The sequence below is a fragment of the Streptomyces sp. N35 genome (assembly GCF_016464295.1).
In the GTDB taxonomy this organism is placed as follows: domain Bacteria; phylum Actinomycetota; class Actinomycetes; order Streptomycetales; family Streptomycetaceae; genus Streptomyces.
This window is the reverse complement of record NZ_JAEIMH010000004.1, coordinates 126,124-148,736: the sequence shown is the minus strand read 5'-3', so window position 1 is coordinate 148,736 and position 22,613 is coordinate 126,124. Positions and strand designations below refer to the sequence as shown.

Annotated in this window: 25 protein-coding genes and 2 pseudogenes; 12 read left to right on the top strand and 15 right to left on the bottom strand. The window is 67.5% G+C overall.

The genetic code is table 11. The annotated features are described in order from the left end of the window. Together JAO81_RS42160 and JAO81_RS03505 are read left to right on the top strand one after the other, a co-directional pair. A pseudogene (locus JAO81_RS42160) lies at positions 1 to 156 on the top strand (DNA-3-methyladenine glycosylase); the annotation flags it as partial. A gap of 11 nt (positions 157 to 167) precedes the next feature. After that, positions 168 to 659: a methylated-DNA--[protein]-cysteine S-methyltransferase gene (locus JAO81_RS03505; protein WP_199546235.1), complete on the top strand. Its 492-nt coding sequence runs from the start codon at positions 168 to 170 to the stop codon at positions 657 to 659. Here the strand turns inward: JAO81_RS03505 and JAO81_RS03500 are convergent. Further along, the gene (locus JAO81_RS03500; protein ID WP_199546234.1) at positions 656 to 1,381 is read right to left on the bottom strand and encodes a Sir2 family NAD-dependent protein deacetylase; all 726 of its coding nucleotides are present in this window, start codon (positions 1,379 to 1,381) and stop codon (positions 656 to 658) included. The genes JAO81_RS03505 and JAO81_RS03500 overlap by 4 nt on opposite strands. A gap of 264 nt (positions 1,382 to 1,645) precedes the next feature. Between JAO81_RS03500 and JAO81_RS03495 the strand changes: the two are divergent. Then, positions 1,646 to 1,837, top strand: a pseudogene (locus tag JAO81_RS03495) (low temperature requirement protein A); the annotation flags it as partial. A 272-nt stretch (positions 1,838 to 2,109) separates the two neighbouring features. Here the strand turns inward: JAO81_RS03495 and JAO81_RS03490 are convergent. The 12 genes from JAO81_RS03490 to JAO81_RS03435 all read right to left on the bottom strand — a co-directional run bounded on the left by JAO81_RS03490 (position 2,110) and on the right by JAO81_RS03435 (position 10,961). Further along, complete coding sequence (locus JAO81_RS03490; protein WP_199546232.1) at positions 2,110 to 2,364, bottom strand: hypothetical protein; 255 nt, start codon at positions 2,362 to 2,364, stop codon at positions 2,110 to 2,112. A 269-nt stretch (positions 2,365 to 2,633) separates the two neighbouring features. Then, the gene (locus JAO81_RS03485) at positions 2,634 to 3,482 is read right to left on the bottom strand and encodes a helix-turn-helix transcriptional regulator (RefSeq protein WP_199546231.1); all 849 of its coding nucleotides are present in this window, start codon (positions 3,480 to 3,482) and stop codon (positions 2,634 to 2,636) included. Positions 3,483 to 3,485: 3 nt separating this feature from the next. After that, positions 3,486 to 3,995 (bottom strand): DUF6879 family protein, encoded by a 510-nt coding sequence (locus JAO81_RS03480; protein WP_199546230.1) that lies wholly within the window; start codon positions 3,993 to 3,995, stop codon positions 3,486 to 3,488. After that, positions 3,976 to 4,239, bottom strand: coding sequence for a hypothetical protein (locus tag JAO81_RS03475; RefSeq protein WP_199546229.1), 264 nt, complete (start codon positions 4,237 to 4,239; stop codon positions 3,976 to 3,978). Before JAO81_RS03475 ends, JAO81_RS03480 begins: the two co-directional genes overlap by 20 nt. Before the next feature lie 1,116 nt (positions 4,240 to 5,355). Next, the gene (locus JAO81_RS43905; protein WP_374194252.1) at positions 5,356 to 5,670 is read right to left on the bottom strand and encodes a head-tail adaptor protein; all 315 of its coding nucleotides are present in this window, start codon (positions 5,668 to 5,670) and stop codon (positions 5,356 to 5,358) included. 14 nt (positions 5,671 to 5,684) lie between these two features. Continuing rightward, positions 5,685 to 6,245, bottom strand: a complete 561-nt coding sequence (locus JAO81_RS03465; RefSeq protein WP_199546227.1) for a hypothetical protein — start codon at positions 6,243 to 6,245, stop codon at positions 5,685 to 5,687. 6 nt (positions 6,246 to 6,251) lie between these two features. Beyond that, the gene (locus JAO81_RS03460) at positions 6,252 to 6,419 is read right to left on the bottom strand and encodes a hypothetical protein (RefSeq protein WP_199546226.1); all 168 of its coding nucleotides are present in this window, start codon (positions 6,417 to 6,419) and stop codon (positions 6,252 to 6,254) included. After that, positions 6,416 to 7,285 (bottom strand): N4-gp56 family major capsid protein, encoded by an 870-nt coding sequence (locus JAO81_RS03455; protein WP_199546225.1) that lies wholly within the window; start codon positions 7,283 to 7,285, stop codon positions 6,416 to 6,418. The genes JAO81_RS03460 and JAO81_RS03455 overlap by 4 nt, the downstream gene beginning before the upstream one ends. A 22-nt stretch (positions 7,286 to 7,307) precedes the next feature. Continuing rightward, positions 7,308 to 7,772, bottom strand: coding sequence for a hypothetical protein (locus JAO81_RS03450; protein WP_199546224.1), 465 nt, complete (start codon positions 7,770 to 7,772; stop codon positions 7,308 to 7,310). Continuing rightward, positions 7,769 to 8,062, bottom strand: coding sequence for a hypothetical protein (locus tag JAO81_RS03445; RefSeq protein WP_199546223.1), 294 nt, complete (start codon positions 8,060 to 8,062; stop codon positions 7,769 to 7,771). Before JAO81_RS03445 ends, JAO81_RS03450 begins: the two co-directional genes overlap by 4 nt. 941 nt (positions 8,063 to 9,003) lie before the next feature. Further along, positions 9,004 to 9,201: a hypothetical protein gene (locus tag JAO81_RS03440; RefSeq protein WP_199546222.1), complete on the bottom strand. Its 198-nt coding sequence runs from the start codon at positions 9,199 to 9,201 to the stop codon at positions 9,004 to 9,006. 80 nt (positions 9,202 to 9,281) lie between these two features. Next, complete coding sequence (locus tag JAO81_RS03435) at positions 9,282 to 10,961, bottom strand: recombinase family protein (RefSeq protein ID WP_199546221.1); 1,680 nt, start codon at positions 10,959 to 10,961, stop codon at positions 9,282 to 9,284. Between the two features lie 122 nt (positions 10,962 to 11,083). Here JAO81_RS03435 and JAO81_RS03430 point away from each other — a divergent pair, with 122 nt between their 5' ends. Further along, the gene (locus JAO81_RS03430) at positions 11,084 to 12,052 is read left to right on the top strand and encodes a low temperature requirement protein A (protein WP_199546220.1); all 969 of its coding nucleotides are present in this window, start codon (positions 11,084 to 11,086) and stop codon (positions 12,050 to 12,052) included. 177 nt (positions 12,053 to 12,229) lie between these two features. Here JAO81_RS03430 and JAO81_RS03425 read toward each other — a convergent pair whose 3' ends face one another. After that, entirely contained in the window at positions 12,230 to 13,408 is a 1,179-nt protein-coding gene (locus JAO81_RS03425; RefSeq protein ID WP_374194250.1) for a glycerate kinase, read from the bottom strand. 155 nt (positions 13,409 to 13,563) lie between these two features. On the opposite strand from JAO81_RS03425, the gene JAO81_RS03420 reads away from it, so the two are divergent. From JAO81_RS03420 to JAO81_RS03410, 3 genes are read left to right on the top strand one after another with little or no spacing between them, the layout of a single operon-like run. Next, entirely contained in the window at positions 13,564 to 15,291 is a 1,728-nt protein-coding gene (locus JAO81_RS03420; protein WP_199546218.1) for a BCCT family transporter, read from the top strand. 4 nt (positions 15,292 to 15,295) lie between these two features. Continuing rightward, positions 15,296 to 15,493, top strand: coding sequence for a hypothetical protein (locus JAO81_RS03415; RefSeq protein ID WP_199546297.1), 198 nt, complete (start codon positions 15,296 to 15,298; stop codon positions 15,491 to 15,493). Between the two features lie 40 nt (positions 15,494 to 15,533). Further along, positions 15,534 to 16,028: an NUDIX hydrolase gene (locus JAO81_RS03410; RefSeq protein WP_199546217.1), complete on the top strand. Its 495-nt coding sequence runs from the start codon at positions 15,534 to 15,536 to the stop codon at positions 16,026 to 16,028. 143 nt (positions 16,029 to 16,171) lie between these two features. Here JAO81_RS03410 and JAO81_RS03405 read toward each other — a convergent pair whose 3' ends face one another. Then, positions 16,172 to 17,371, bottom strand: a complete 1,200-nt coding sequence (locus tag JAO81_RS03405; protein WP_199546216.1) for a CdaR family transcriptional regulator — start codon at positions 17,369 to 17,371, stop codon at positions 16,172 to 16,174. A 203-nt stretch (positions 17,372 to 17,574) separates the two neighbouring features. Between JAO81_RS03405 and JAO81_RS03400 the strand changes: the two genes are divergently transcribed. Genes JAO81_RS03400 through JAO81_RS03380 form a run of 5 tightly spaced genes read left to right on the top strand, consistent with a single transcriptional unit; the run spans position 17,575 to position 22,444 of the window. Next, positions 17,575 to 18,384: an ABC transporter ATP-binding protein gene (locus JAO81_RS03400; RefSeq protein ID WP_199546215.1), complete on the top strand. Its 810-nt coding sequence runs from the start codon at positions 17,575 to 17,577 to the stop codon at positions 18,382 to 18,384. After that, on the top strand, positions 18,381 to 19,172 hold the full coding sequence (locus JAO81_RS03395; protein WP_199546214.1) for an ABC transporter ATP-binding protein: 792 nt from the start codon (positions 18,381 to 18,383) through the stop codon (positions 19,170 to 19,172). The genes JAO81_RS03400 and JAO81_RS03395 overlap by 4 nt, the downstream gene beginning before the upstream one ends. Beyond that, positions 19,169 to 20,059, top strand: a complete 891-nt coding sequence (locus JAO81_RS03390; RefSeq protein WP_165331699.1) for a branched-chain amino acid ABC transporter permease — start codon at positions 19,169 to 19,171, stop codon at positions 20,057 to 20,059. Before JAO81_RS03395 ends, JAO81_RS03390 begins: the two co-directional genes overlap by 4 nt. Further along, a complete protein-coding gene (locus tag JAO81_RS03385) occupies positions 20,052 to 21,179 on the top strand; it encodes a branched-chain amino acid ABC transporter permease (RefSeq protein WP_199546213.1) in 1,128 nt (375 codons plus the stop codon). Before JAO81_RS03390 ends, JAO81_RS03385 begins: the two co-directional genes overlap by 8 nt. Then, a complete protein-coding gene (locus JAO81_RS03380; protein WP_199546212.1) occupies positions 21,176 to 22,444 on the top strand; it encodes an ABC transporter substrate-binding protein in 1,269 nt (422 codons plus the stop codon). The genes JAO81_RS03385 and JAO81_RS03380 overlap by 4 nt, the downstream gene beginning before the upstream one ends. Positions 22,445 to 22,613 lie beyond the last annotated feature (169 nt).

The window sequence follows — 22,613 nt, the reverse complement described above, 5'->3', positions numbered from 1 at the left end:
GACCTCGGCGTCCGCAAGGCCGCCGAGGGGCTCGGCCTCCCGTCGACCCAGGCCGCGCTGACCGCACGCGCCGCGGCCTGGCAGCCCTGGCGCGCCTACGCGGTCCAGCACCTCTGGGCCACCGACAGCCACCCCATCAACTTCCTCCCCGCATAAGGAGATCAGTGATGCGCACCCACACCGTGATCGACAGCCCCTACGGCCCGCTCACCCTGGTCGCGACGGACGGCGTGCTGTCCGGTCTGTACATGACCGACCAGCGCCACCGCCCGGCCGAGGAGACCTTCGGGCTGCCCGACGACACCGGCTTCGAGCCGGTCGTCGAGCAGCTCACCGCGTACTTCGCGGGCGACCGCACGGACTTCGACCTGCCGCTCCACATGGACGGCACGGAGTTCCAACGCACCGTATGGGCCGAACTGTTGAAGATCCCGTACGGCGAGACCCGCTCCTACGGCGAGCTCGCCGAAGCCCTCGGCAACCCCGCCGCCTCCCGCGCCGTCGGCCTCGCCAACGGCAAGAACCCGATCGGCATCATCGTCCCCTGCCACCGCGTCGTCGGCGCGAACGGAAGCCTCACCGGCTACGGCGGCGGCATCGAGCGCAAGCGGCGGCTGCTCGACTTCGAGCGGCAGGGGGCGGTGAACGCGCTCTTCTAGCCGGTGAGTTCGCCGAGCAGACGCGGCAGCGCCTCACCGATCGGCTCCCGTACGACCTCGGCCGCCAGCACGTCGTACGGAGTCGGATCGGCGTTGACGATCACGAGGCGCGCACCATGCTCGGCTGCGATCCCGGCGAGTGAGGCGGCGGGCTGGACCTGGAGGCTGCTGCCCACGGCGAAGAACAGGTGGCACGCCTTCGCGATACTCATCGCCTCGCCGATCACCATCGGGTCGAGACGCTCACCGAACATCACGGTCGCCGACTTGAGCACACCGCCGCACGACCGGCAGGCGGGGTCCTCCTCGCCGGCCTCGACCCGGGCGAGCGCGGCCTCCATCGGCGCCCGGTCGTGACAGGCGATGCACACCACTTCCCGTGCGGTGCCGTGCAGTTCGAGCACCTTGCGCGCGGAGAGTCCGGCGCGCTGATGCAGCCCGTCGACGTTCTGCGTCAGCACCCGCACGGGGATGCCGCGCTCTTCGAGTCCGGCGATCGCGCGGTGCGCGGCGTTGGGCTCCGCGTGCCGCGCGGGTCCGTTGCGGCGCATCTGCCAGGCGCGGCGCCGGATCTCCGGATCGCCGACGTAGTAGTCGTACGTGACGAGCTTCTCGGCCTCAGGGTCGCGCCGCCACAGCCCGTTGGGCCCGCGGTAGTCCGGAATCCCGGAGTCGGTGGAGACGCCGGCACCGGTGAGGATCGCGACGAGTGGCTTGGTCATGGGGGCGAGGGTACGGAGGGGTGAGTGCGGGGGCGAGCGGGTTTCTCCGCGAAGGGTGCGCAGCGGTCGTGCGGGGGAGAGCGGGTTTCCCCGGCGCCGCCCGTGACCGTGAGACCGGAGCACCCGAGGCGGAGACTCCCGCCACCCGGGGGTACCGGGGGCGAAGCCCCCGCGGGTCACGGATGCCGGGCGGAGCGGAGCCCGTATGTCTCTGTCGGCGCCGCCTGCACCAGGAGTCACCCCCGCCTCTGCTGAACTAGGGGCATGAGCCGCATGATTTCCCGCAGCCGGCACGAGACGCACCGTGCAGCGACCCCGCTGGAGCTGCTGTTCGACCTCTGCTTCGTCGTCGCCGTCGCGCAGGCCAACTCCCGCCTCGTGCATGCCTTCGCCGAGAGCCACTGGCAGCAAGGGATCACCGGCTATCTCGCCGTGTTCTTCGCGATCTGGTGGGCGTGAACCAACGCAACAACACCATACCGCCCGGCTGTTGACCTGGGCAGATGAACGTGAAGAAGCCCCGCCTGTGCGCTCAGGAGTCATGGAGCCGCACACAGACGGGGCTAGTGGCTACGCCCTCACCGTTCCCGGAGGGAGAACGGCACCTGAGCCAACAGGCGGACCGGGGCGGAGTGCCGCAGCACAGGGCTTATCCCGGTCGGGAGCGTCGCCGGCCGAACCGCTGAGCCGTCTTGCTTGCCGTCGCTCAGTGGTCCGGAATCTGGGGGTCAGCCGAAGGGTTCGGCAGGCAACGCCGGGTACGCCGGAGGAGTCAGCGGCAGCGCCTGAAGTAGCTTCTCCGCAGCACTGATCCGCAGAGCGCCCAGGTCTACGTAGGCGCGCCCCGAAGCGGCAACCCGTGCCCGGATTTGCCGTACGTCTTCTGCGGCCATTCCTGCGGAGATCAGCGCGGCGCGAAGTTGCGTGGCTAGGTGTTCAGCCTCGGCACGAGTGCTCTTGTACGCGGCAACGGAGAGCGTCACGCGTTGCCCCCGCTGATGCACTCGAAATGCCGGTATTTCACCAAGGGTGGGCCCGACTGTCGTTCGACCTGTGAGCGTCGCACAGGAATGAACGGCTTTAACTTCCCGTCGCACGTTGCGCAACGGTTCCCACTAGGCGCGTACGTCGTGTACTCGTCGGTCTCTTCTCTCGTCGGCATCTCGGCTGTCCCCTCGCGTCGTCCGATGACAACCACGCTAGGAACTTCAGGGTCTGGACTCACAGCCGATTGCACGCGATTGCGGGCGGATTACACGAGCGAGTCACGTACCCGGGAGACCAGCGCACGAGCCTTGTCACCATGGACGGCCATGTCCGCAAGGGTCGCGAACGCATCGGCGTACGCTTTGACTTCACTGGGCTGGTTGATCGTCAGGTAGCCAGAGACAAGCTCGACATTCACCTGTGCTGTGTCGTAGATCCAGAAGCCTTCAACCGGCATTCGTGTCCGCTCAAGGCGGGCAGGGATAATGCCTACGCTGACGTTGGGAAGCGTGCCGACAGACAGCAGATGTTCAAGCTGTTCGCATTGCGTCTCAGCGGTCCCCACGGCGTTGCTCAGCGTGGACTCTTCGACCAGGAACGCGAAGCGCTTCTGTCCCTCGTAGAGGACCCGTTGACGGTCCATGCGGGCTGCTACTGCGTCGGCTACGTCGTCAACTACAACGCGCCTTCGCTGGACCGCGCGCAACACATCTTCTGTGTAGCCGTAAGTCTGGATCAGGCCGGGGATGAAGTTGGGCGAGTAGGCCCGGAACCAGCGGGTTTGCTCGTACAGCGGGAGGACGGATTCCTGGGCGCGTCGCAGGCCCGTACGTTCCATCCGATGCCAGGACACCCACATGCCCTCAACGGCCCGCAGAGAGGCGATCAGGTCGCCTGTCTGGTCCACTGCGCCGCAGGCAGCGCACCAGGCCCGGATGTCGTCTTCGCTCGGTTGGGTCTTCGCTGTCGAGATGCGGGAAACCTTGGAGGGGTGCCAGCCACAGCGCGCGGCTAGGTCTTTGCCGTCCAGTCCGGCGTCCCGGCAAAGCTCACGAAGACGATCCGCAAGAGCCTGCCGGGCCGCCTGGACGCTGGACGATGATGGAACTGCCATGGCTCAGACGGGCCGATACTCCTCGTGCGGGGTAGCCCGCTCCCAGACCGCTTCGAACGCGTCGGCGCACAGTTTCACGATGCGCGGATCATCGAAGGGTTCAGGGCCGGCAGACGCACCCTCGCCCGTGAAGTGGTTGAACTTCCCGTACGCGCCATCGAACACCCAGAAGTCGTTACCAGGCAGCGCGATGTCAGAGGCTTGGCGACGGGGCAGCCAACGCACCTGTTCGCCTCCCGCGAGGTTCACAGCGTCGGTCACGTCGTACTCAAAGCGCGTGTAGTCCGACAGCGGCTCACTGACGATGCGGGCGCGACGCACCACAACGCCACGGGCCGTTGCCTCCTTCATCAGCTCTGTCCATCCCTGGTAGCGGGCAGCCGCCTCAGCGGTGCGCCCCTCCTGCCATGCGATGAATCCGGGATCGTCTCGGATGTAGCTATCGCGCATCTCCAGGTGGACAGCGCTGCGGGTGACGTCCGCCCACTCTTGCTCAAGCGGCTTCGCTGGCATTGCCCTCACTCTCTGGTCCGGGGATGAACTGTCGCATGACCTTGGGCAGGCGAATGATCGTTTCGTGGTCCGGAACGTCGGTGCCGTGCCCGGGGATTGAGCCGATCTCCTGGCATGCCTTCACCTCCGCCTCGGTGGCCTTGTACGACTGGATCAGTAGATCCCCTGTCTCCTCGTCCAGCCAGATGGTTGGCGACTCATTGCCAGGCGTGTTCGGGATGATCCCGAGGAAACGCAGCTTCACGGTTGCCCTCCCGTTATGTCGACGCGATTGCTGCCGATTGCACGAGATTCGTCCTCCTGGTGAGACAGCGCAAGAGTGCCTACCGGACACGCTGGCCTGAAGCGGGGGCCGGCAAGCCTGACAGCTCGGGGACTGATGCCCGAGCCAAAGGCGAAGAGCCCCGTACCGACCGCCATGACAGGCAGCGGGTACAGGGCTCTTGTCACGCGCTCTCACGCAGTTGCCGGCGCCGTTCTCGGGTGTATTCGGTCTTGCACTGCCGGCACCAGCGCTGAAGTCCACGGTGCGCACAGTGCGCGAACGCAGACTCGGGCAACTCCCTGTCGCAGCGCTGGCAAAGGTGAAGGTATTCAGCGGGCATGGTCACTCCGCGTGTGTAGAACCGCTCTTTTGAAACAGGCGGACCAGGCAGAGCCCTCCCCTGCGTGCCGGAAGCCCCACCCCCCTTTGGGGTACTCCCCACCCCTATGGGGGGTATGCCCGAATCAGCACAGTCACTGTCCGTGACCGAATCCGAAATCACGCCCCGTGTAAATCGCATGGCATGCCTTGCAGCACGCGAGCCAATTGGCTTCATCGTCCCAGCGCGGACCGGCCAAGCCAAGTCCGTCAAGGTGGTGAACTTCCGTTGCTCGATTACGAGTCAGCGGGTTGACCTCAGTGCAGCGTTCACCCTGGCAGGATTCATGTGCGTGCAGGTAGGTACGGGAGAGGCGCGCCCATCTGGTCCGGCGTCCGTCTGGCACATTGCGCTGTGAGCTCTGGTAGGGCTTGCCAGTGACGGACGAAACCCGCCTATGGGCAGCGCACTTACCACTATTCGGCACCCATACAGGGCAGCCAGGCTGAGCGCATACGGTGCCGGCCTTGTGCGTGCGTGCTGGCTTCCGTTCCCTGCCTGGCTTACGGGCCGGCTTGCTGTATTCCTCGCTGCTGTGCGGCTCAGGAGCGGCCCCGGGGAGTGCGCCGCGCCAATCTCCGTCAGCGGGCAGAACCAACCCTGTACAGAGCCACTGTGCGGCGCGTTCCTCGGGCACGCTGAATTCATCGCCCGACTGATAGAGCTGCCCGGAGTAGTACAGATGGTGGCCGAAGCCGACACGAAGCCGCACAGCCTCACTCATGGGCTACCTGGATTCGCTCGCAGTCAGCGCGCAGGTAGGTGCCTGGTGCTGACGGCTCGAATACCGCCAGAACGTTAAACACCCGTGCGCCTTGGTGAAGCCGGTCACCGCGCTGAACGTCCGAGCCGGCAGCGAGATAGGCAACGTGGCTGAGTCGGGCCGATGACTGGTCGGCTAGCACGCGCTCAGCGGCAGAGGGGTGAGATAGGCGCGCACGGGTGCTGCCAACTTCTGCCCAATCCTGGACCCATCCGCCCATGCCGTCAGGCTCCCGCGTGAAGCGCCAGACAGAGACCTGAGTGTTCATCAAACGTGCCGCACTCACCGTACGTTCACCACTCCTACAGAGGTTCCAAAGCGAGCAGCGAGGCGCCTTCGCTGGAAATCGGAGAGCGTCAGCGTGCCAGTCTCCGTGTCGGCATAGGTCACGGAGTAATCGCCGATTCGCTGGCTGCGTACATCACGGGCCGTAGGGTCGCCGGTCCGGAAGTCGACCAGCGCCCGAGCGGCCATCCGGCACACAAGGTCCACAATGTCAGCGGGAACGGCCGGAAGTCCGTAGGTATACGTGACTTCAACCTGTTCGCCGGCCCATCCGCAGAAGCGCCACAGGGCGCCATTAGAGAGCCTGTAATCCGTCACGGGCACTTCGTCCAGGGCGACAGCGTGAACGGCCGCCACGGGGGCACCAGGCAGGCGCAGGCGCGTTTCGCGGGTGCCCTCAAGGATCACGGTTGCGGTGGTCTGCGAGATATTTGATCCCGCACCCTCCCGGACAGCAGAAGAGGCGGTAGCCAGGAAAGTCCCAACTACCGCCTCTTCGTTTGCCTCTACCGTGATCCCGCGCGCTGTCATGTCGGCAAGCGTCGCAAGATCAGCCATTGGCTATCAGGCCCCGTTCGCGCGCTTGCGGGGCTTCGGTGCGTGCTGCCACTCGCCGGACTCAATTCGTGAAGCGATGTACTCGGCGGGGAAGACCTCACCGACCACCACCACGAACAGCGCGCCTGCCGATCCGACAAGGCGAAGCTTTGCGCCCGGTGCTAGGTCGCTCACGACACCACCACATCAGCGGTAGCCAGCGCGGTTGGCCGGATAACCAGGGCGCCGTACATGTGAAGCCCCCTCATTTGGTCGGTAAAGCGATCCGTCATGCGCACCGCCTCAACCTTGCTGATCTGCTCAGCGTAGGTAGTGGCGGACGGGTGGCCAGCAACAATCAGCTTGCCGGCGCCAGCGCCCGGACCATCAGGGGCGTTAGCGGCAGTCGTCTCGAAGATGTCGAAGCCAGCGGCACGGCCCACATAGCCATTCTGGCGAACCTCGGCGGAAGTCCCATCGCCAGCGGCAATGAAGCGGGAATCCTTCAGGAGCAGGTTATGGAACGCGGGAGTAACGACCAGGAATCGGCCCTCAGTTGGCACGCTGGCATCAGAGAGCTTCTGGCGCAGCGGGAGAAGGACCTTATCGTACGCGTCGACAAATGCCGTGGGCGCAATGGTCTGTTCTGCAATCTGGTTACCGACCGCAACGCCAGCGGCCATCTGCGCGGCAACGTACTTGTCGGCAGTGTTGCGGAGCTGGTGAGCAGCACGCGCGCTGAGCTTGCCGATTAGGTCGCCATCGTTGCGCACCTGTGCACGGTCAACGTCGTCCAGCATGAAGTTCCAGAACTTCCGCTGATTGATGGGCAGATCAACCGTGGTGGTGGACGCCTGCGCGGGGGTGTACGGGACATAGGCCGTGTAATCGCCGATGGTGACATCTCCGGCGGTAGTAATCTTGACCGATCCGCCGTACTCCGAAACGTCCCCGTCGTAATCGCGGTTGGTGCAGCGCTCCGAACCGTAAGTCAGAGACTCGGATAGCGCGGTGAGAACTGCCGCACCCCAAACCTGGGGCACGAAAGTGGTTACAGCCATTGTGAAATCCTTAGTCAGATGGTTAGTTGCGGCCGCTCATCAGGTCGCGCAGTTGACCCTTACGGCGCGCAGCATCAATCTGCTTTGCGCTCATGCCGTTTAGATCAGCGCGAGAGAGCTGACGAGTGGGGTTGTTGCCGGGACTCCGCAGGGCGCCACCATCGGCAGTGCCCAGGAATCTCCGCTTATTTGGCGTGACGTCGTTGCCAGTCATCGCGACTTGACCAACATCAGCGTCAGCGGCCGGATCGCCCGAACCATCTGACGGAGCGCTGCTTTCGCTGGCCGGATCGCCCGTACCTGCGTTAGCACTCTCGTAAGCCTTTAGCTGCTTTTGCAGCTCTTTCACTTCGCTGCGCAGCTTCTTTAGCGTGCGCTCACCAGCTTCGCCTAGCTGCCCGTCGACAGGCTCAGCGGCTGATGTATCCGTGGACTGCGACCCGTCGGCCGGCATCCCGGAAGTCTCTTCAGTGGCGCTCTCACTCATTTTGCGCCCCCGGTCGTGAGGCGAATGCCGCAGGCATACAGCAGCTTCGGGCCCAATCGGGAAGTCAGCGTCTCAAGCGGTATGTTGGCGTCATCAAGTAGCCAATTGAGCTGAGTCTCAGTTGGCTTGCCTAGCGGCAGTCCGTTTTCGCGGAGCCAAGCGCGGAACGTGGCACGAATGGCGTAGACGGGTGTCGTGTAAGCCATGGAAACGGGCTTGGTGCACTCAGCGCGGAACGCGACGAACGCGCTCTCAAGCTCAGGTGAAATGTCAGGCAAATACTTGGACATGGGGGAACTCCATAGTGAGAGAATCGACACCAAGTCACATACCAAAACTGGTATCTGGGGAGGCGAAAACGAGAAAGCCCCCGGTAGCGCTGGATCTTCACTACGCAGGCGGCAAGTCCCGCAGTGAAGATGGCCGGAGCTAACCGGGGGCAAGTTTGGGAAGTTGTCCGGGGGATAGGTTTGCCGCCTACCCGGACGCTGAGGGAACCTAAAAGCCCCTTCAGTAATAACCTAGTGAGTCGATTGCCTGAGAGGCCATGTAGGAATGTAGGTTTGGGGGTGGGTTTCGGTTTCCCTTAAGAAACTCTATGGGATTACTGAGATGGGGGTCAAAAATACATTCCTACATTCTTGCTGGTCAGAGGGGGGTTTTCTGATGGGGCGTCAGTTGGCAACCTACACACGCCCGTTCGCTGATACGCCAAAGGCGGCTGCCGGCACCGACCAGCAACCGCCCTTGTGTGGCCTGGGTCTGCCGCCTCAGGCTTGCCGGCTTGCCCTATGCGCCGCCTTGCGGCAACGGTCAGAGCAGAAGCGACGATGGCGCCCTAGTCCGCTGTACTCAACAGCGTTTTCACAGGTAGGCGCTTCACAGTGGGGACCAGCGGCTTGCGTTTCAGCGATGCGCAATGCGGCAGCAATGGCCTGGTGTACGGCCGTTGCCTTGTCGCTGTCCGGCGTCACCATGGAATCCCATGCGAGCGTTTCGGCATTGCGTAGCGTGTTCAAAAGGTCAGCGGTCATGTGTGATCCCTTGAGTCGAAATGAGACGAAGATGAGAGGCGGGGAGACGAAACGAGACGAATTGAAGTCAGAGGAAAGCTGCCCGGTCACGAAATCAGGTGGGCGTTCTCGCCCTTTGTCTAGTGAGCTGATTGCCTGAGGGCACAGCAGAGCCCCGCTCGACCGTGGCCAAGCGGGGCTCAGGTGGACGCTGGGGGCTATGCGCCCAGTTGCTCAGGAGAGCCACACAGCGCCTGTGTCAGCCGTTCGAGCCGGTCGATCTTCTGCCGGGTCAGCGTGGTGTCGTCTCCGGCCGTCTGAGCGGCGTACAGAGCGTGGAGTCGACGCTGGACGCTCAAGAACTCAATCTCTCGGTACCACGCTGCCTCTTCGGCGTCCCACTGCTCGCGTGTCATGATGGGCCTTCCCATTGTGGGGCGTCGACCAGGTCTCTTCCGCCAAGTCGTGGCCTGGTCGACGCGATTGATTCTGAGCTTCAGCGCATCGCTTGAGTGCGGCGCGCTTCCCATGCATCCCATGCCGCGTCTACCGCTGGATTCGCACTGTCGTCGTGCCAGTCGGGTTCAAGCCGGTCCGTGATCGGCGTCTTGTCCCCGCGATACTTGGGCGGCAGGAGAGTGACGCGCTTCAGCGCGGCTTGCAGAAGGGCGCGTTGCCCCTCAAGTCCGGCTACCTCCCAAAGGCCGGCCAGCGCATGGGGGTCCATCAGCGGGGAAAGGTCCGCCTCTTGTGACAGGTCCGCCAACTCGGCTTTGAGTGCGCTGATTTGGGCCGCTAGTTCGGCGCGAAGCGTCTCGTAAAGCGACTCGTCCATGCCTCCCGCGATGAAGAACTCCTTTTGCAGCCGCAGTTCTCGTGCTGCCGCGCTGTCCAGAGCTGCCGCTACAGCCCGCTTGCGGGATTCCTTGGCAGGGTCCTGATAGGTCAGCCAGCGTCGGGCGATGGCCTGAATCGTCGGAGACTCCGGCGACAGACTCAGGATGTGATTGATCCACATGGTTGTGAGTGCTTCGTCCGCGCGCTCACGCAAGGTGGCGATACCGACGCACACTGACGGTCCCTGATTGATGCGGGCTAGGCAGCGGTAGTTGCGCCCGCCGTTACCCATGGGCCCCTTGCAGTGCGGGCAGCGCAATACCCCCGTGAGGATGGTTGCTGCCTTGCGCTTGCCGCGCCTTCGGTCTCCGATGCTGGTTCCAGGGCGAGAACGGGCCGCGAAGAACGCGAGAATCTTGACCCGCTCAGCGAAGGTGATGACGCCCTGTCCTGCCTGGATGGGGTGCCCGTCCGCTCCCATGAGGGGTGTTCCGCCACGGTGCCATTTGTCCAGCGGAGCGCCGAACTCATCCTTGGCGCGCTCACGGTCCGGGATGAGGCCGGCCCAACTCGGGGACTGGGCAAGGTGAATGATTGTCTGCGCGCGCCACTTCTTGCCCTTGCGCGTCTTAACGCCCTCAGCGTTCAGCTTGTCCGCGATTACGGCGGGGGTCACGCCTTCTAGTAGCCATTCAGCAATCCGGCGCGCAGTCGGATACTCCTTCGGGTCGTGTTCGAGCTTCCCCGCTCCCTTGGGGCAGCGCAGGCCGTAGGGCACAACACCCCCAGGCCAACGGCCTTCCGCTTTGTGTGCGTCTCCGCCCGTCTTCGTGCGAAGGGCAATGTCCTTCGACTCTTCGCGTGCTCGCTCGCTGAGGATGGCGAAGACCATGCGGGAACCTCTGGAAGAGTCCAGTCCTTCCGTCACGCTGACCAGTCGCGCAGACCTCTCGTCGAATTCGTCAAGCAAGAGGCCCACTTGACCCATGCCCCGGCGCGAAAGCCTGTCGGTCTTCCAGACGTAGAGCGTCTTGCTCAGTCCGTCGAGAACAGCGGAAATCGCCTTCTCGAACTCTTCTCGCCGGACGTGCGCCTTGCTCGCTGAGCGCTGCTCGAACCAGACATGCCGGATCTTCTTTTCCTCAGCGGCAGCCGTCCGGCAGGTGTCCCGGATATGCGCCCGCAGTGTCGCGACGTCGTCGCTCTTCTTGCTGCGCCTGATGTACGCATCAGCCTGGCTTGCCGGCTCGTCCGTCGGTACGTCCCAGAGCCCCAGGGCGCGAAGCTCTTCGTCCTCAAAGCCCAGCGCTCTGAGGGTGGGGAGGTCATCCCGTTCCATTGATCATCCATCCGCCGCAGGTGGTCCGCCTCTGCGAAGTCCTAGAGCGGGTGGATTGCCTGTACGGCACATTTCCGCAGGTCAGAGGCGGTGGTGCACCGTTAGCTCACGGGTGGGCCTGGATGAACTTCACCTGGTTCGCCTCGGCCTACGACACGGACGACGCCCTGTACCGCGTCGTGACCCTCGTCCAGATCACCGGCGTCCTGATCCTGGCGGCCGGAGTCCCGCGCGCCTTCGACGACGGCGACTTCAGCCTCGCGGTCATCGGCTACGTGGTGATGCGGCTGGCCCTGACCTTCCAGTGGCTGCGCGCCGCCCACGGCAGTGCCGATCCGGCCGAGCGCCGGGTCGCCCGGCGGTATGCGGCCGGCCTGGTGCTGACCCAACTCGGCTGGATCGGCATGCTGTTCGTGCCCGACGCGCTCCGCGGCTATGTGTTCGTGGCACTCATGCTGGCCGAACTCGCCGTACCCGTGGTGGCGGAACGTGACTGGGCCACGCACTGGCATCCGCACCACATCGCCGAGCGCTACGGTCTGTTCACGCTGATCGTCCTCGGTGAGACGATCGCGGGGGCGACCATCGCCGTACAGCAGGCCGTCGACGGCGACGGACACGGCAGCCTCGACGGGCTGGTTCCACTGGCCGCCGGTGGGCTGCTCATCGTGTTCTGCGCGTGGTGGATCTACTTCGCGGTGCCCATCCACGAGCACCTCGCCTCCAACCGGCAGGGCTTCGTGTGGGGGTACGGCCACTTCCTGGTCTTCGCCGCGGCCGCCGCGATCGGTGCGGGCGTCGAGCTGGCCGTCGAGCAGACGGTCGGCGAGGCGCACATCTCCGAACGTGCGGCCACGGCGGCCGTGACCGTGCCCGCGGCGCTGTTCTTCCTCGTCGTATGGCTGCTGCACGCGCGCCACTTCAAGCGCACGACCGTCCAGCAGCTCACCCTGCCCGCCGGCGCGCTGGCCATCCTCCTGTGCACCCTTGCCGGATCCGCCGGGGTGCCGCTCGCCGGGGTGGCGGCCGCACTCACCGTGGCCGTGGGGTACACGCTCAGCAGACGAGGTGCGCGGGCCGCAGCGGCCTGACCGGTGGCGGGGCCCCGGAAGGCCCCGCCCCGGCCGGTGTGCGGCTCAGGGAGCCGCACGTGAGCGGCTCAGCTCGGGGAGCCGTACGTGCGCGGCTCAGCTCGGGGAACCGTACGTGCGCGGCTCAGCTCCGCAGAGCCGCACGTGCGCGGTTCAGCGGAGCCGCCCGCTGTCTGCTCAGCTCAGGAAATCCCGCGCGATCTGCTCGGCCACCCGCTCCAGGATCGGGCCCGCCTCGGCGATGCACTTGGCCACATCCGGCTCGACCGACGTCAGCGGGTACGCCCGCCGGATGCCGGCCCTGCCCAGGGCCTCCGGCGGCAGCGCGAGCCGGCCGCACACGGCGACGACCTCGACACCGGCCGCACGGGCCGCCGCGGCGACGCCCGCCGGGGCCTTGCCGTGCAGGGTCTGCTCGTCGAGCGAGCCCTCACCCGTGATCACCAGCGTCGCGCGCGACAGCGCGGGCGCGAAGCCGAGCACGTCGAGCATGACCTCGATCCCGGGACGGAACCGCGCACCGAGCGCGACGAGCGCGCCGTAGCCGATACCGCCCGCGGCGCCCGCGCCCGGGGAGGCGGCGAGCTCGGCGGCCTTCGGGCCGATGGCCTTCTCCAGGACCTGCGCGAACTGCGCGAGCGCGGCGTCGAGGGCCTCGACGTCCTCCGGCGTCGCGCCCTTCTGCGGGCCGTAGACCGCCGGCGCGCCCTTCGGTCCTGTCAGCGGGTTGTCGACGTCGCTCGCCAGGACCAGGTCCACCTCGGCGAAGCGCGGGTCGATGCCCGACAGGTCGGCGGAGGCCAGATCGCGCAGCGGACCGCCGCCCGCGGCCACCGGCTCACCCGAGCCGTCCAGGAACGTCGCGCCCAGCGCGGCCAGCATGCCCGCGCCGCCGTCGGTCGTGGCGCTGCCGCCGACACCGAAGACGATCGTGCGCGCGCCCGCGTCCAGCGCCGCGAGCAGCAGCTCGCCGGAGCCGTACGTGGTCGACGTGAGCGGGGCGAAGACGCCCTCGGGGAGCAGCTGGAGGCCGGAGGCCTCGGCCATCTCGACCACGGCGGTGTCGCCCCGTAGCGCATAGGCGGCCGTGACCGGGGTGCCCAGCGGGCCCGTGACCTCGACCTCACGGCGCTCGAAGCCGCCCGCGACCGCCGCCGCCACCGTGCCGTCGCCGCCGTCCGCGACGGGCAGCGCCTCGACCTCGAGGTCCGGCAGCACACGGCGCAGCCCGGCCGTGACCCGCTCGGCGACCTGCACGGCCGTGAGCGAACCCTTGAACTTGTCCGCGGCTATCAGCACCCGACTCTCCGTCGACGAGTGAGCCGCCGAGTGAGCCGTCTCTGCAGCGTCCGCCACCTTGGTTCCCCTTGCTTTCGGGCCTTGCTCGCGTCAAGGCAGTCGCGCCGCCCCGACCTTAACCGGAGGGAGGGGCCCCTGCCCATGGCCACCCGTACCGCGAGACGGCGCGCCCAGGCGAAAAACACCACTATTTCCGACCATAGTGGGGCGCCATGAGCACGGAAACGATCGATCAGAACGGCCCCACAGACCCGCCGGGCCCGCCCGGACGCACGGATCCCGCCGAGCCCGGCGGCCCCGCGGAAGAGCGTGCGCCCGACCTCACGGTCGTCGGCATCGGAGTCGCGGTCGTCGTCGCAGTCGTGGCCTGGGCCGCGATCGGCAAGAACTCCTTCGACAGCGCCTCGTCGACCGCGCTTGCCTGGGTCCTGGACAACTTCGCCTGGCTGTTCGTGATCTCCGCGGACATCTTCCTGGTGCTGTGCGTCGTGATCGCCGTCAGCCGCTTCGGCCAGATCCGCCTCGGCCGGGACGACTCCGAGCCCGAGTTCACCAACCTCGCGTGGATCGCGATGATGTTCAGCGCCGGCATGGGCATCGGCCTGATGTTCTACGGGGTCGGCGAACCGCTCCAGCACTACCTCAGCCCTCCGCCGGCGGCGGCCGGTGTCGAGCCGCGCACGGACGGCGCGGCCGGTACGGCGCTGCAGTACTCGTTCTTCCACTGGACGCTCACCCCCTGGGCGATCTACGGCATCGCCGGCCTCGCCCTCGCCTACGCGGGCTTCCGCAAGGGCCGCGGCAACCGCCTCAGCTCGGTCTTCGTCCCGCTGATCGGCGCGCGGCGCGCGGCAGGCTGGCCGGGCCGCCTGATCGATCTGCTCGCGGTCTTCGCCACCGTCTTCGGTACCGCGACAAGCCTCGGCGTCGGCGCCCTCCAGGTGGCCAAGGGCCTCAACCTGACCACGGGCGTCGAGGACTCCACGACACTCGAAGTGATCATCATCGTGGCGCTCGGCGCGGCCTTCGTCGGCTCCGCGTTCTCGGGTCTGCACAAGGGCGTCAAATGGCTCTCGACGCTCAACATCGTGCTCGCCGCCTGCCTGATGACCTTCATCTTCGTCATCGGCCCGACCGTCTACATCCTGGACGCGATCCCCGCGAGCGTCGGCAACTACCTGATCAACCTGATCCCCATGGCCACCCGCACCGGAGCCTTCACCGACAGCTCCTGGCTGGGCAGCTGGACGATCTTCTACTGGGCGTGGTGGATGTCCTGGGCGCCCTTCGTCGGCACCTTCATCGCCCGGATCTCCCGCGGCCGTACGATCCGTGAGTTCCTCGTCGGCGTTCTGCTCGTGCCGAGTGCGGCGACCGTCGTGTGGTTCTGCGTCATGGGCGGTACGGGCATCCGGCTCGACGCCACCGGCGAGGCCGACATGGCGGGGAAGATCTCCGACGGCCCTGAGGCCGCGCTGTTCGCCATGCTCGACGCGCTGCCGATCGGCACCGTCACCTCGTGGATCGCGATGATCCTCGTGATGACGTACTTCGTCACCAGCGCCGACTCGGCCTCCCTGGTGATGGGTTCGCTCACCAGCCGCGGGGCCCTGCACCCCAAGACCTGGCTCGTGGTCGTCTGGGGTGTGCTGATGGCGGCGGTCGCTGCCGTGCTCCTGGTCGCGGGCGGCCTCAACTCCCTGCAGAGCGCGACCATCCTCGTCGCCCTGCCCTTCGTCATCGTGATGCTCGCGCTGTGCTGGGCCCTGCTCAAGGAGCTCCGCGAGGACCCGGGTGCGGGACCGCCCCGCCACCACGCGCTGCGCGGTATGCGCGACGCGGTCAAGGCGATGGTCGGGGACGCGATCACCGAACAGTCGCCGACCCGCCACCACCGGCTGCGCCGGGCCGTGAGGTCCCGCAGCCAGGACGAGGACTGACGACATGAGACGTACGCAGGCAGTGGCGGCCGCCGTGCTGTCGGCCCTTTCCCTGACCGCCCCGGCCGCCGCCGCACCCCATCCCGAACCGCTGATCAGGACCGGCGACATCGATGTGCTCGAGGACGTGCTCGAGCACATCAGCGTGCCGCTCGGCGAGGGCGGCAGGGCGGTGCACCAGCTGTACGGGGCGGAGAAATGACCCTGGCGCCCATGGCGGCGACGGTGGTTACAGTGCCGGGGTGACGACAGCTGACTTTGCCACGTACATCGCCGGCCTCCCGAAGATCCTCGCGGGCGCGGCGATGCTGCTGCGCGACGAGCGGGGCCGGGTGCTGCTCGTCGAGCCCAACTACCGCGAGGGATGGGCGCTTCCGGGCGGCACGATCGAGTCGGACCAGGGGGAGACCCCGCGGCAGGCGGCCCGCCGCGAGACGCTCGAGGAGATCGGGCTCGACGTCACCCCGGGCGCGCTCCTCGCCGTGGACTGGGCCCAGGGACCGGACCGGCCGCCGATCGCCGCGTACCTCTACGACGGCGGCGTCCATCCCGAGGAGACCTTCGAGACGATCGCCCTCCAGACCGAGGAACTCGACTCCTGGCACCTGACCCCCGCCCCGGACCTCGACACCTACCTGCACCCCGCTTTGGCCCGCCGTGTGCGCGCGGCGCTGATGGCGGTGGAGCAGGGCCGGGGCCCGGCGGAACTGGAGAACGGCCACCCTTCCGGCGTTTGAGCGGATCTCTCAGCTCCTCCGGCGTTGGAGGAGATCCGAACGAAGTTCGGATGCAGGGATCCGGGGGCGAAGCCCCCGGTTTCGGGAAGCGGACCGCCGCCCCGCCCTAACGGACCGACCGCACCCTCCCCGAAAAAGACCTCTCACCCCACCGCCAACCGATGCGCATCCAACGCCAACGTCATCTCCGTGAGATCCCGCGGCCGCGACAGATCCCGCCCGGTCAACTGCTCGAGCCGCCGCAACCGGTTGAAGACCGTATTGCGGTGGCAGTACAGCCGCCCGGCCGCCCGCCCCGCCGACCCCTCGCAGTCGAGCCACGCGTTCAGCGTCTCCAGGAGCACGGCACGGTCCGCGGGATCCAGTGACAGCAGCGGGCCGAAGACGTCCTTCACCAGACGCCCCGCCAACTCCGGCTGCCCCACCACCAGGGCCGTCGGCACCCGCCGGTCCAGCCGGACGATCGCCGTCGAATCGGGCGGACAGGTACGCAGCGCCAGCTCGGCAAGCCGCCGCGCCCGCCCAAGCTCCGCGAGCCCGCCGACCACGGGCGAGATCCCGCCGGGTCCGGTGCACCCCGCCTCGAGCAGTCCGGACAGCGCGTCGAGTCCTACCGAGGTGTCCAGCGCCGCGACCCCCAGCTCGCAGTCCGCCCGCATCCGCCAGACGAAGCGGACACCCGTCGCCCGGATCAGCCGGTGCAACGGCTCGCTGCCGTCGCGCCGGTCGAGCGGCAGGACGACCACCGCGTACCGGCCCTGCTCGGGAAGATCGAGGCCGGCCGCCGCGCGCGAGGTGAGCTCGGGCGCGTCCTGGCCGTCGAGCAGCGCGTCGAGGAGCGCCTGCAATCGCTCGTCGGTACGGCGGCGCAGCTCGAGCTCCGTGGCGCGGTAGGCCTCCGAGAGCGTGTCCTCCTGGTCGTTGACCGCCGACCAGACCATCGAGGCCGACTGCATCAGGACGGGCAGCCGTTCCGGATGCCCTCGCTGGGCCTCGGCGAGCAGCTCGTCCCAGACCAGCCGGCCCGCCTGGCGGTACGCATGCACCAGGAGGTTCAGCGGCAGCCCTTGCTGGGCGCTGCGCCGGCCCATCGACTCGGCGTACTCCAGGTCCCGCCGCGGCGAGTGCTTGGGTGCGCAGAGCGCCTCGATCCCGATCCGCATGGCCGTCTCGGCCTGCTGCCAGTGCTGGTCGTAGGGGATGACGTGTTCGTAGGTGGGGGAGTGTGCGCCGAGCAGCCGAAGATGCCCGTCGACCAGGTCCGGAAGGCGCGTCAGAAGCGCTTCACAGGTCTCGGCCAGTACCTTCCACTCCTGCTTGGTGCGAGGTCCTCGAGCTGCCATGAGCGCCGAGGATGCCACCTGGATCCCCGGGCGGATAGGCCCCTGACACGGGGTCTTGTGCTGCAGCACAACGGCCGGGCGCCTCGCCTGGTCATGGGCAACGTTTCATTACTGACCCGTAGACATACCGGCTGGTCGGTGCTGATTCTGTGCCGACCCCAAACCGTGTTGCCCTGGACGGGCCCGCCTCTGAAAGGGGAGCCATGCAAGGTGCCGCACTTACCGTGCGCGACCTGTCGGCGTCCTACGGACCCGTGCGTGCCCTGCGCTCGGTCTCGCTCGACGTACCCGAGGGCGGTGTCGTCACCGTGCTCGGCGGCAACGGCGCAGGGAAGTCGACGCTGCTGCGCGCCATCTCCCGCACTCTCGCCTTCCACGGCGGCTCCGCCACCGGGACGGTGCAGTTCGACGGAAAGCCCGTACATGCGCAAGGAGCGGACCGGATCGTCGCCCAGGGGATCTGCCAAGTCCCGGAAGGGCGGCAGGTGTTCGCGCGGATGACCGTCGAGGACAATCTGCGCGCCGGCGCACTCGGTTCCCGCGGCGACCGCGGGATGAAGTCCGCCGCGCTGCGCCGGGTCCACGAACTGTTCCCGGTGCTCGCCGAACGCGCCCACCAGCGCGCCGGCCTGCTCTCCGGTGGCGAGCAGCAGATGCTCGCGGTCGGCCGCGCGCTGATGGCCGAGCCGAAACTGCTGCTGCTCGACGAGCCCTCGCTCGGCCTCGCGCCGATGATGGCGACCCGGATCGCCGACACCATCCGAGAGATCAACTCCCAAGGGGTTTCGGTCCTGTTGGTCGAACAGAACGCCGCGCTGGCGCTCAAGCTGGCGAAGACCGCGTACGTCCTCGAGGTCGGCGAAGTCACCCTCTCCGGCAACGCGGACGAGCTCGCCGCATCGGACGAGGTGCGCCGCCGCTATCTCGGCGTCGTCGACGAGGACGCCGCGGCCGACGCCTCGCAGGCGGCCGCCAAGCATCCGGTCCTCGCGCGCTGGGAGGACGTCCGATGAGCGCCCCCGCGGTTCCCGCACTCGAAGTACGCGCCCTGACCGTCAAGTTCGCGGGCCTCACCGCACTCGACGCGGTCGACTTCACCGTGGCGCCCGGCACCGTGCACGCGGTCATCGGGCCCAACGGCGCCGGCAAATCCACCTGCTTCAACGTCCTGTCGGGCGTGTACCGGGCCACGTCCGGCAGCGTCCGCTTCGGCGAGCGGGAACTGGCCGGTGAACCTCCGCACCGTATCGCCGCGTTGGGTATCGCCCGCACCTTCCAGAACCTGGCCCTTCCCCCGCTCGCCACGGTCGCGGACTCGCTGCTGCTCGGCCGCCACCGCCTCACCCGTACCGGCTTCGTGGCCTCAGGTCTGCGGCTGCGGTCCGCCGTACGCGAAGAGGCGCGGCACCGCGAACGGGTGCGGGAGATCGCCGCGTTCGTCGGTATCGAGGAACACCTCGCCAAGCCCGCGGGCTCTTTGCCGTACGGCCTGCAGAAGCTCGCCGAGCTCGCCCGCGCGCTGTGCATGGAGCCCCGACTGCTGCTGCTCGACGAGCCGGTGGCCGGTATGACCGCCGACGAGCGGCGGCGCACGGCGGGGGTGATCGCGGGTGTACGCGACAGCCTCGGTATCTCGATCGTCCTCGTGGAGCACGACATGGGCATGGTCATGCGGCTCGCCGACTCGGTGACCGTCCTCGACTTCGGCAAGCGCATAGCCGACGGCACGCCCGCCGATGTACAGAACGATCCGGCAGTGGTACGCGCCTACCTCGGCCAGAGCGAGGAGACCGCGTCATGACCACCTTCATAGAACTCCTGCTCAACGGCGTCTCGATGGGCTCCGTGTACGCCCTGATCGCGCTGGGCTTCGTGGTCATCTTCAAAGCCACCGAGGTGGTCAACTTCGCGCACGCCTCGCTGCTGCTGGCGGGCGGCTATGTGACCGCCGTACTCCACGAGGACATCGGGTTCTGGCCGGCCCTGATCGTCGGCATCGCGGGCGCGGCCCTGGTGGGCGCCGCGATCGAGTTCCTGGTGATGCGGCGCTACCGGGGCAAGGACCACAGCGTCCTCGCGATCGCCACGATCGGTGTCGACATCCTGCTCGTCACCGATCTGACCCGCCGCATCGGCACCGATGTGCTCGCCGTGGGCGACCCCTGGGGCGATTCGCTCCTGGAGATCGGCCCGGTGACGATCGCGCACACCCGGATCGCCGCGTTCCTGGCGGCCGGGCTGCTGATCACGGCGTTTCTGCTCGCGTTCCGCTACACCTCGTGGGGCGTGGCGATGCGTGCCGCCGCAGAGAACGCGGAGACCGCCGCCCTGATGGGCATCCGCCTCGGCCGGGTCTCGCTCGGCGCCTGGGCGGTGGCGGGCGGACTCGCCGCCGTGGCCGCGCTGTTCCTCACCGTGTTCCCGACGCCCGGTCTTGAACGCGCCACCTCGCTCGCCGCCCTGAAGGCCTTCCCCGCGGCGATCCTCGGCGGCCTCGACTCCACCACGGGCGCCCTGGTCGGCGGACTGATCGTCGGTGTCACCGAGTCGCTCGCGACCGGCTACCAGAGCGATCTCACCTTCCTGGGACGGGGACTTGGCGAACTCGCGCCCTATCTCGTCATGGTCGCGATCCTCCTCGTCCGCCCCGCAGGCCTGTTCGGTACGAAGGAGCTCGCCCGTGTCTGACGTCCTCACCAAGCCGGCCCCCGAGGTGCCGGTGGCCCCCAAGCGGAAACTGCCCGGCCCACGGGTGTACGTGTGGATCGCCGGCTGCGTCCTGCTGCTCGTGCTGCCGTTCTACCTGGAGCGGTTCTGGCTGCAGGCGGGTCTGTTCGCGATGGCCGCGGCGATCGGCGCGATCGGGCTCAACCTGCTGACCGGCGCCACGGGCCAGCTCTCCATGGGCCACGCCTTCTTCCTCGCCGTGGGCGCGTACGGCTACTGCGCCTTTGCCGGGAACGGCGACGACGGTCTCACAGGGCTCGGTCTGCCGACCGGGATCGCGATGATCCTCGCGGTCGGACTCGCGGGTGTCGCGGGCGGCGTCTTCAGCCCCATCGCGGGCCGGCTGCGCGGGGCGTACCTCGGTATCGCCACGCTCGCGCTGATCTTCATCGGCCAGCACGTGCTCTTCAACGCGCACGACCTGACCGGTGGCTTCAACGGCCGTGACGTACCGTCGCTCAACCTCTTCGGTCTGCACTTCGACGACAGCGAACTGCTTGTCGCCGGCGTGCCGTTCGGGGTCTCGGAGAAGCTCTGGTACCTGGGGCTCGTGCTGCTCGCCGCCGGCGGTCTGTTCGCCCGCGGAGTGCTGCGCGGCCGTCCCGGACGCGCCATGAACGCCATCCGCGACCACCAGATCGCGGCCGGCGTGATGGGGGTGCCCGTCGCCCGCTACCGGGCCGCGGTCTTCGTCCTGTCGTCCATGTACGCGGGCCTGGCGGGCGTCCTGCTCGCCATGGTCTTCCAGCGCACCGTGCCTGAGTACTTCGGCATGGTCCTCTCGCTCGAATATCTCGCCATGATCGTGATCGGCGGCCTCGGTTCGGTCTCCGGTGCCGTCGTCGGCGCGGTCTTCGTGTCCTTGCTGCCCCAGATCCTCACCCGCTACAGCGACTCGCTGCCCCTGGTCAACGACGCCGGCACCGGCGGAGTCAGCCCGGGCGAGGCCGCGAAGTACCTCTACGGCGCGGCCCTCGTGGCCGTCGTCCTCTTCCTGCCGGGCGGACTTGTCCGCCTCGCCGCCCGGCGTTCGAAAGCAACTCCAGGGGAACCCTCCGGCTCTGAAGGGAACGACCGATGACAACAGCGCGTGCACACAGGAGGAAGGCCACGGCGGCGGCGATCGCCGCGGTCCTGGCCATCGCGGGAGCTGCCGGTTGCAGCTCCAAGGCGAAGGACAAGGACGACGGCAAGGCGGGCGCCGGGGGTGTGAAGACCGGTGTGGGAGTCACCGACAAGACGATCAAGCTCGGCGCTCTGACCGATATGACCGGTGTGTACGCCACGCTAGGCAAGAGCGTCACCCAGGCGCAGCAGCTCTATGTGAAGCAGACCAATGACGCCGGCGGCATTTGTGGTCGCAAACTGGAACTGACGGTTCGCGACCACGGCTACGACCCGCAGAAGGCCGTCGCGGGCTACACGGAGCTGGAACCGGAGGTGCTCGGCTTCGCCCAGTTCATCGGTTCGCCCTTCGTCGCGTCCGTCAAGCAGCGCATCGACGCGGACAAGCCCCTGGTGCTTCCGCAGGCCTGGTCGGCCTCGCTGCTCGGCTCCCCGTACGTGCGCGTCCTCGGCTCCACGTACGACATCGAGACGATCAACGCGATCGACTTCCTGATGAAGGAGAAGGGCCTCAAGAAGGGCGACAAGATCGGTCATGTCTACTTCGAGGGCGACTACGGCGAGAACGCCCTCTCCGGCTCGAAGTACATGGCAGAGCAGAACGATCTGACCATCGTCGAGCAGAAGATCAAGCCGACCGACAACGACATGACCGCGCAGGTCGCCGCGCTCAAGAAGGCCGGCGTCAAGGCCATCGTGATCAGCGCGGGCCCGCGCCAGGCGGCCTCGCTCGTCGGCGTCGCGGCGGCCGGTGGCATGAAGGTGCCGATCATCGGCAACAACTCCGCGTACGCCCCGCAGCTGCTCGCCACTCAGGCGGCGCCCGCGCTGGAGGCGATGTACTTCGTGTCGACGCCTTCGCTGCCCATCGGCGACGACGCGGAGGGGCCGAGCAAGCTGGCCGGTGATTACGCGGCCGCGTACCCGAAGGACGCCCTGGACAACGGCGTCGTGGCGGGCTGGACCGCCGCCACGACCATGGGAGAGGCGCTCAAGCGGGCCTGCGAGAGCAAGGACCTCACGCGCGAGGGCGTCGACAAGGCGCTCCTGACCATCAAGGACTGGGACGCGGGCTTCGGCGTCCACAACTTCACGGACCCGAACGCGCCCTCGTCCCTGGAGAGCGTCATCATCAAGCCGGACAAGGCCGCGAAGGGCGGTTCCTCGGTGGTCCGCGAGGCCGAGGTCTCGGAGGCCGCCCAGGGCTTCAAGCGCTCCTGACCCCCCGTACGCCGAGCACAGGGCCCGAACCGCCACGGTTCGGGCCCTGTGCCGTTCAGGGGGCACGAGGGCCACTGACGGCCGCTGAGGGCCCGCGACGGCCCTGCTCCCAGGCAAGGCGAAGAGGCGCGAGACGAGACGGGTCCGGGGGCCCCCTCGCCGCCGGGCC

Bases quoted from the DNA above. Each gene is read 5' to 3' on its own strand.
- JAO81_RS03505 (WP_199546235.1), top strand. From the start codon at position 168: ATGCGCACCCACACCGTGATCGACAGCCCCTACGGCCCGCTCACCCTG.
- JAO81_RS03500 (WP_199546234.1), bottom strand. From the start codon at position 1,381: ATGACCAAGCCACTCGTCGCGATCCTCACCGGTGCCGGCGTCTCCACC.
- JAO81_RS03485 (WP_199546231.1), bottom strand. From the start codon at position 3,482: ATGGCAGTTCCATCATCGTCCAGCGTCCAGGCGGCCCGGCAGGCTCTT.
- JAO81_RS03480 (WP_199546230.1), bottom strand. From the start codon at position 3,995: ATGCCAGCGAAGCCGCTTGAGCAAGAGTGGGCGGACGTCACCCGCAGC.
- JAO81_RS43905 (WP_374194252.1), bottom strand. From the start codon at position 5,670: ATGAACACTCAGGTCTCTGTCTGGCGCTTCACGCGGGAGCCTGACGGC.
- JAO81_RS03465 (WP_199546227.1), bottom strand. From the start codon at position 6,245: ATGGCTGATCTTGCGACGCTTGCCGACATGACAGCGCGCGGGATCACG.
- JAO81_RS03455 (WP_199546225.1), bottom strand. From the start codon at position 7,285: ATGGCTGTAACCACTTTCGTGCCCCAGGTTTGGGGTGCGGCAGTTCTC.
- JAO81_RS03450 (WP_199546224.1), bottom strand. From the start codon at position 7,772: ATGAGTGAGAGCGCCACTGAAGAGACTTCCGGGATGCCGGCCGACGGG.
- JAO81_RS03445 (WP_199546223.1), bottom strand. From the start codon at position 8,062: ATGTCCAAGTATTTGCCTGACATTTCACCTGAGCTTGAGAGCGCGTTC.
- JAO81_RS03440 (WP_199546222.1), bottom strand. From the start codon at position 9,201: ATGACACGCGAGCAGTGGGACGCCGAAGAGGCAGCGTGGTACCGAGAG.
- JAO81_RS03435 (WP_199546221.1), bottom strand. From the start codon at position 10,961: ATGGAACGGGATGACCTCCCCACCCTCAGAGCGCTGGGCTTTGAGGAC.
- JAO81_RS03430 (WP_199546220.1), top strand. From the start codon at position 11,084: ATGAACTTCACCTGGTTCGCCTCGGCCTACGACACGGACGACGCCCTG.
- JAO81_RS03420 (WP_199546218.1), top strand. From the start codon at position 13,564: ATGAGCACGGAAACGATCGATCAGAACGGCCCCACAGACCCGCCGGGC.
- JAO81_RS03415 (WP_199546297.1), top strand. From the start codon at position 15,296: ATGAGACGTACGCAGGCAGTGGCGGCCGCCGTGCTGTCGGCCCTTTCC.
- JAO81_RS03405 (WP_199546216.1), bottom strand. From the start codon at position 17,371: ATGGCAGCTCGAGGACCTCGCACCAAGCAGGAGTGGAAGGTACTGGCC.
- JAO81_RS03400 (WP_199546215.1), top strand. From the start codon at position 17,575: ATGCAAGGTGCCGCACTTACCGTGCGCGACCTGTCGGCGTCCTACGGA.
- JAO81_RS03395 (WP_199546214.1), top strand. From the start codon at position 18,381: ATGAGCGCCCCCGCGGTTCCCGCACTCGAAGTACGCGCCCTGACCGTC.
- JAO81_RS03390 (WP_165331699.1), top strand. From the start codon at position 19,169: ATGACCACCTTCATAGAACTCCTGCTCAACGGCGTCTCGATGGGCTCC.
- JAO81_RS03380 (WP_199546212.1), top strand. From the start codon at position 21,176: ATGACAACAGCGCGTGCACACAGGAGGAAGGCCACGGCGGCGGCGATC.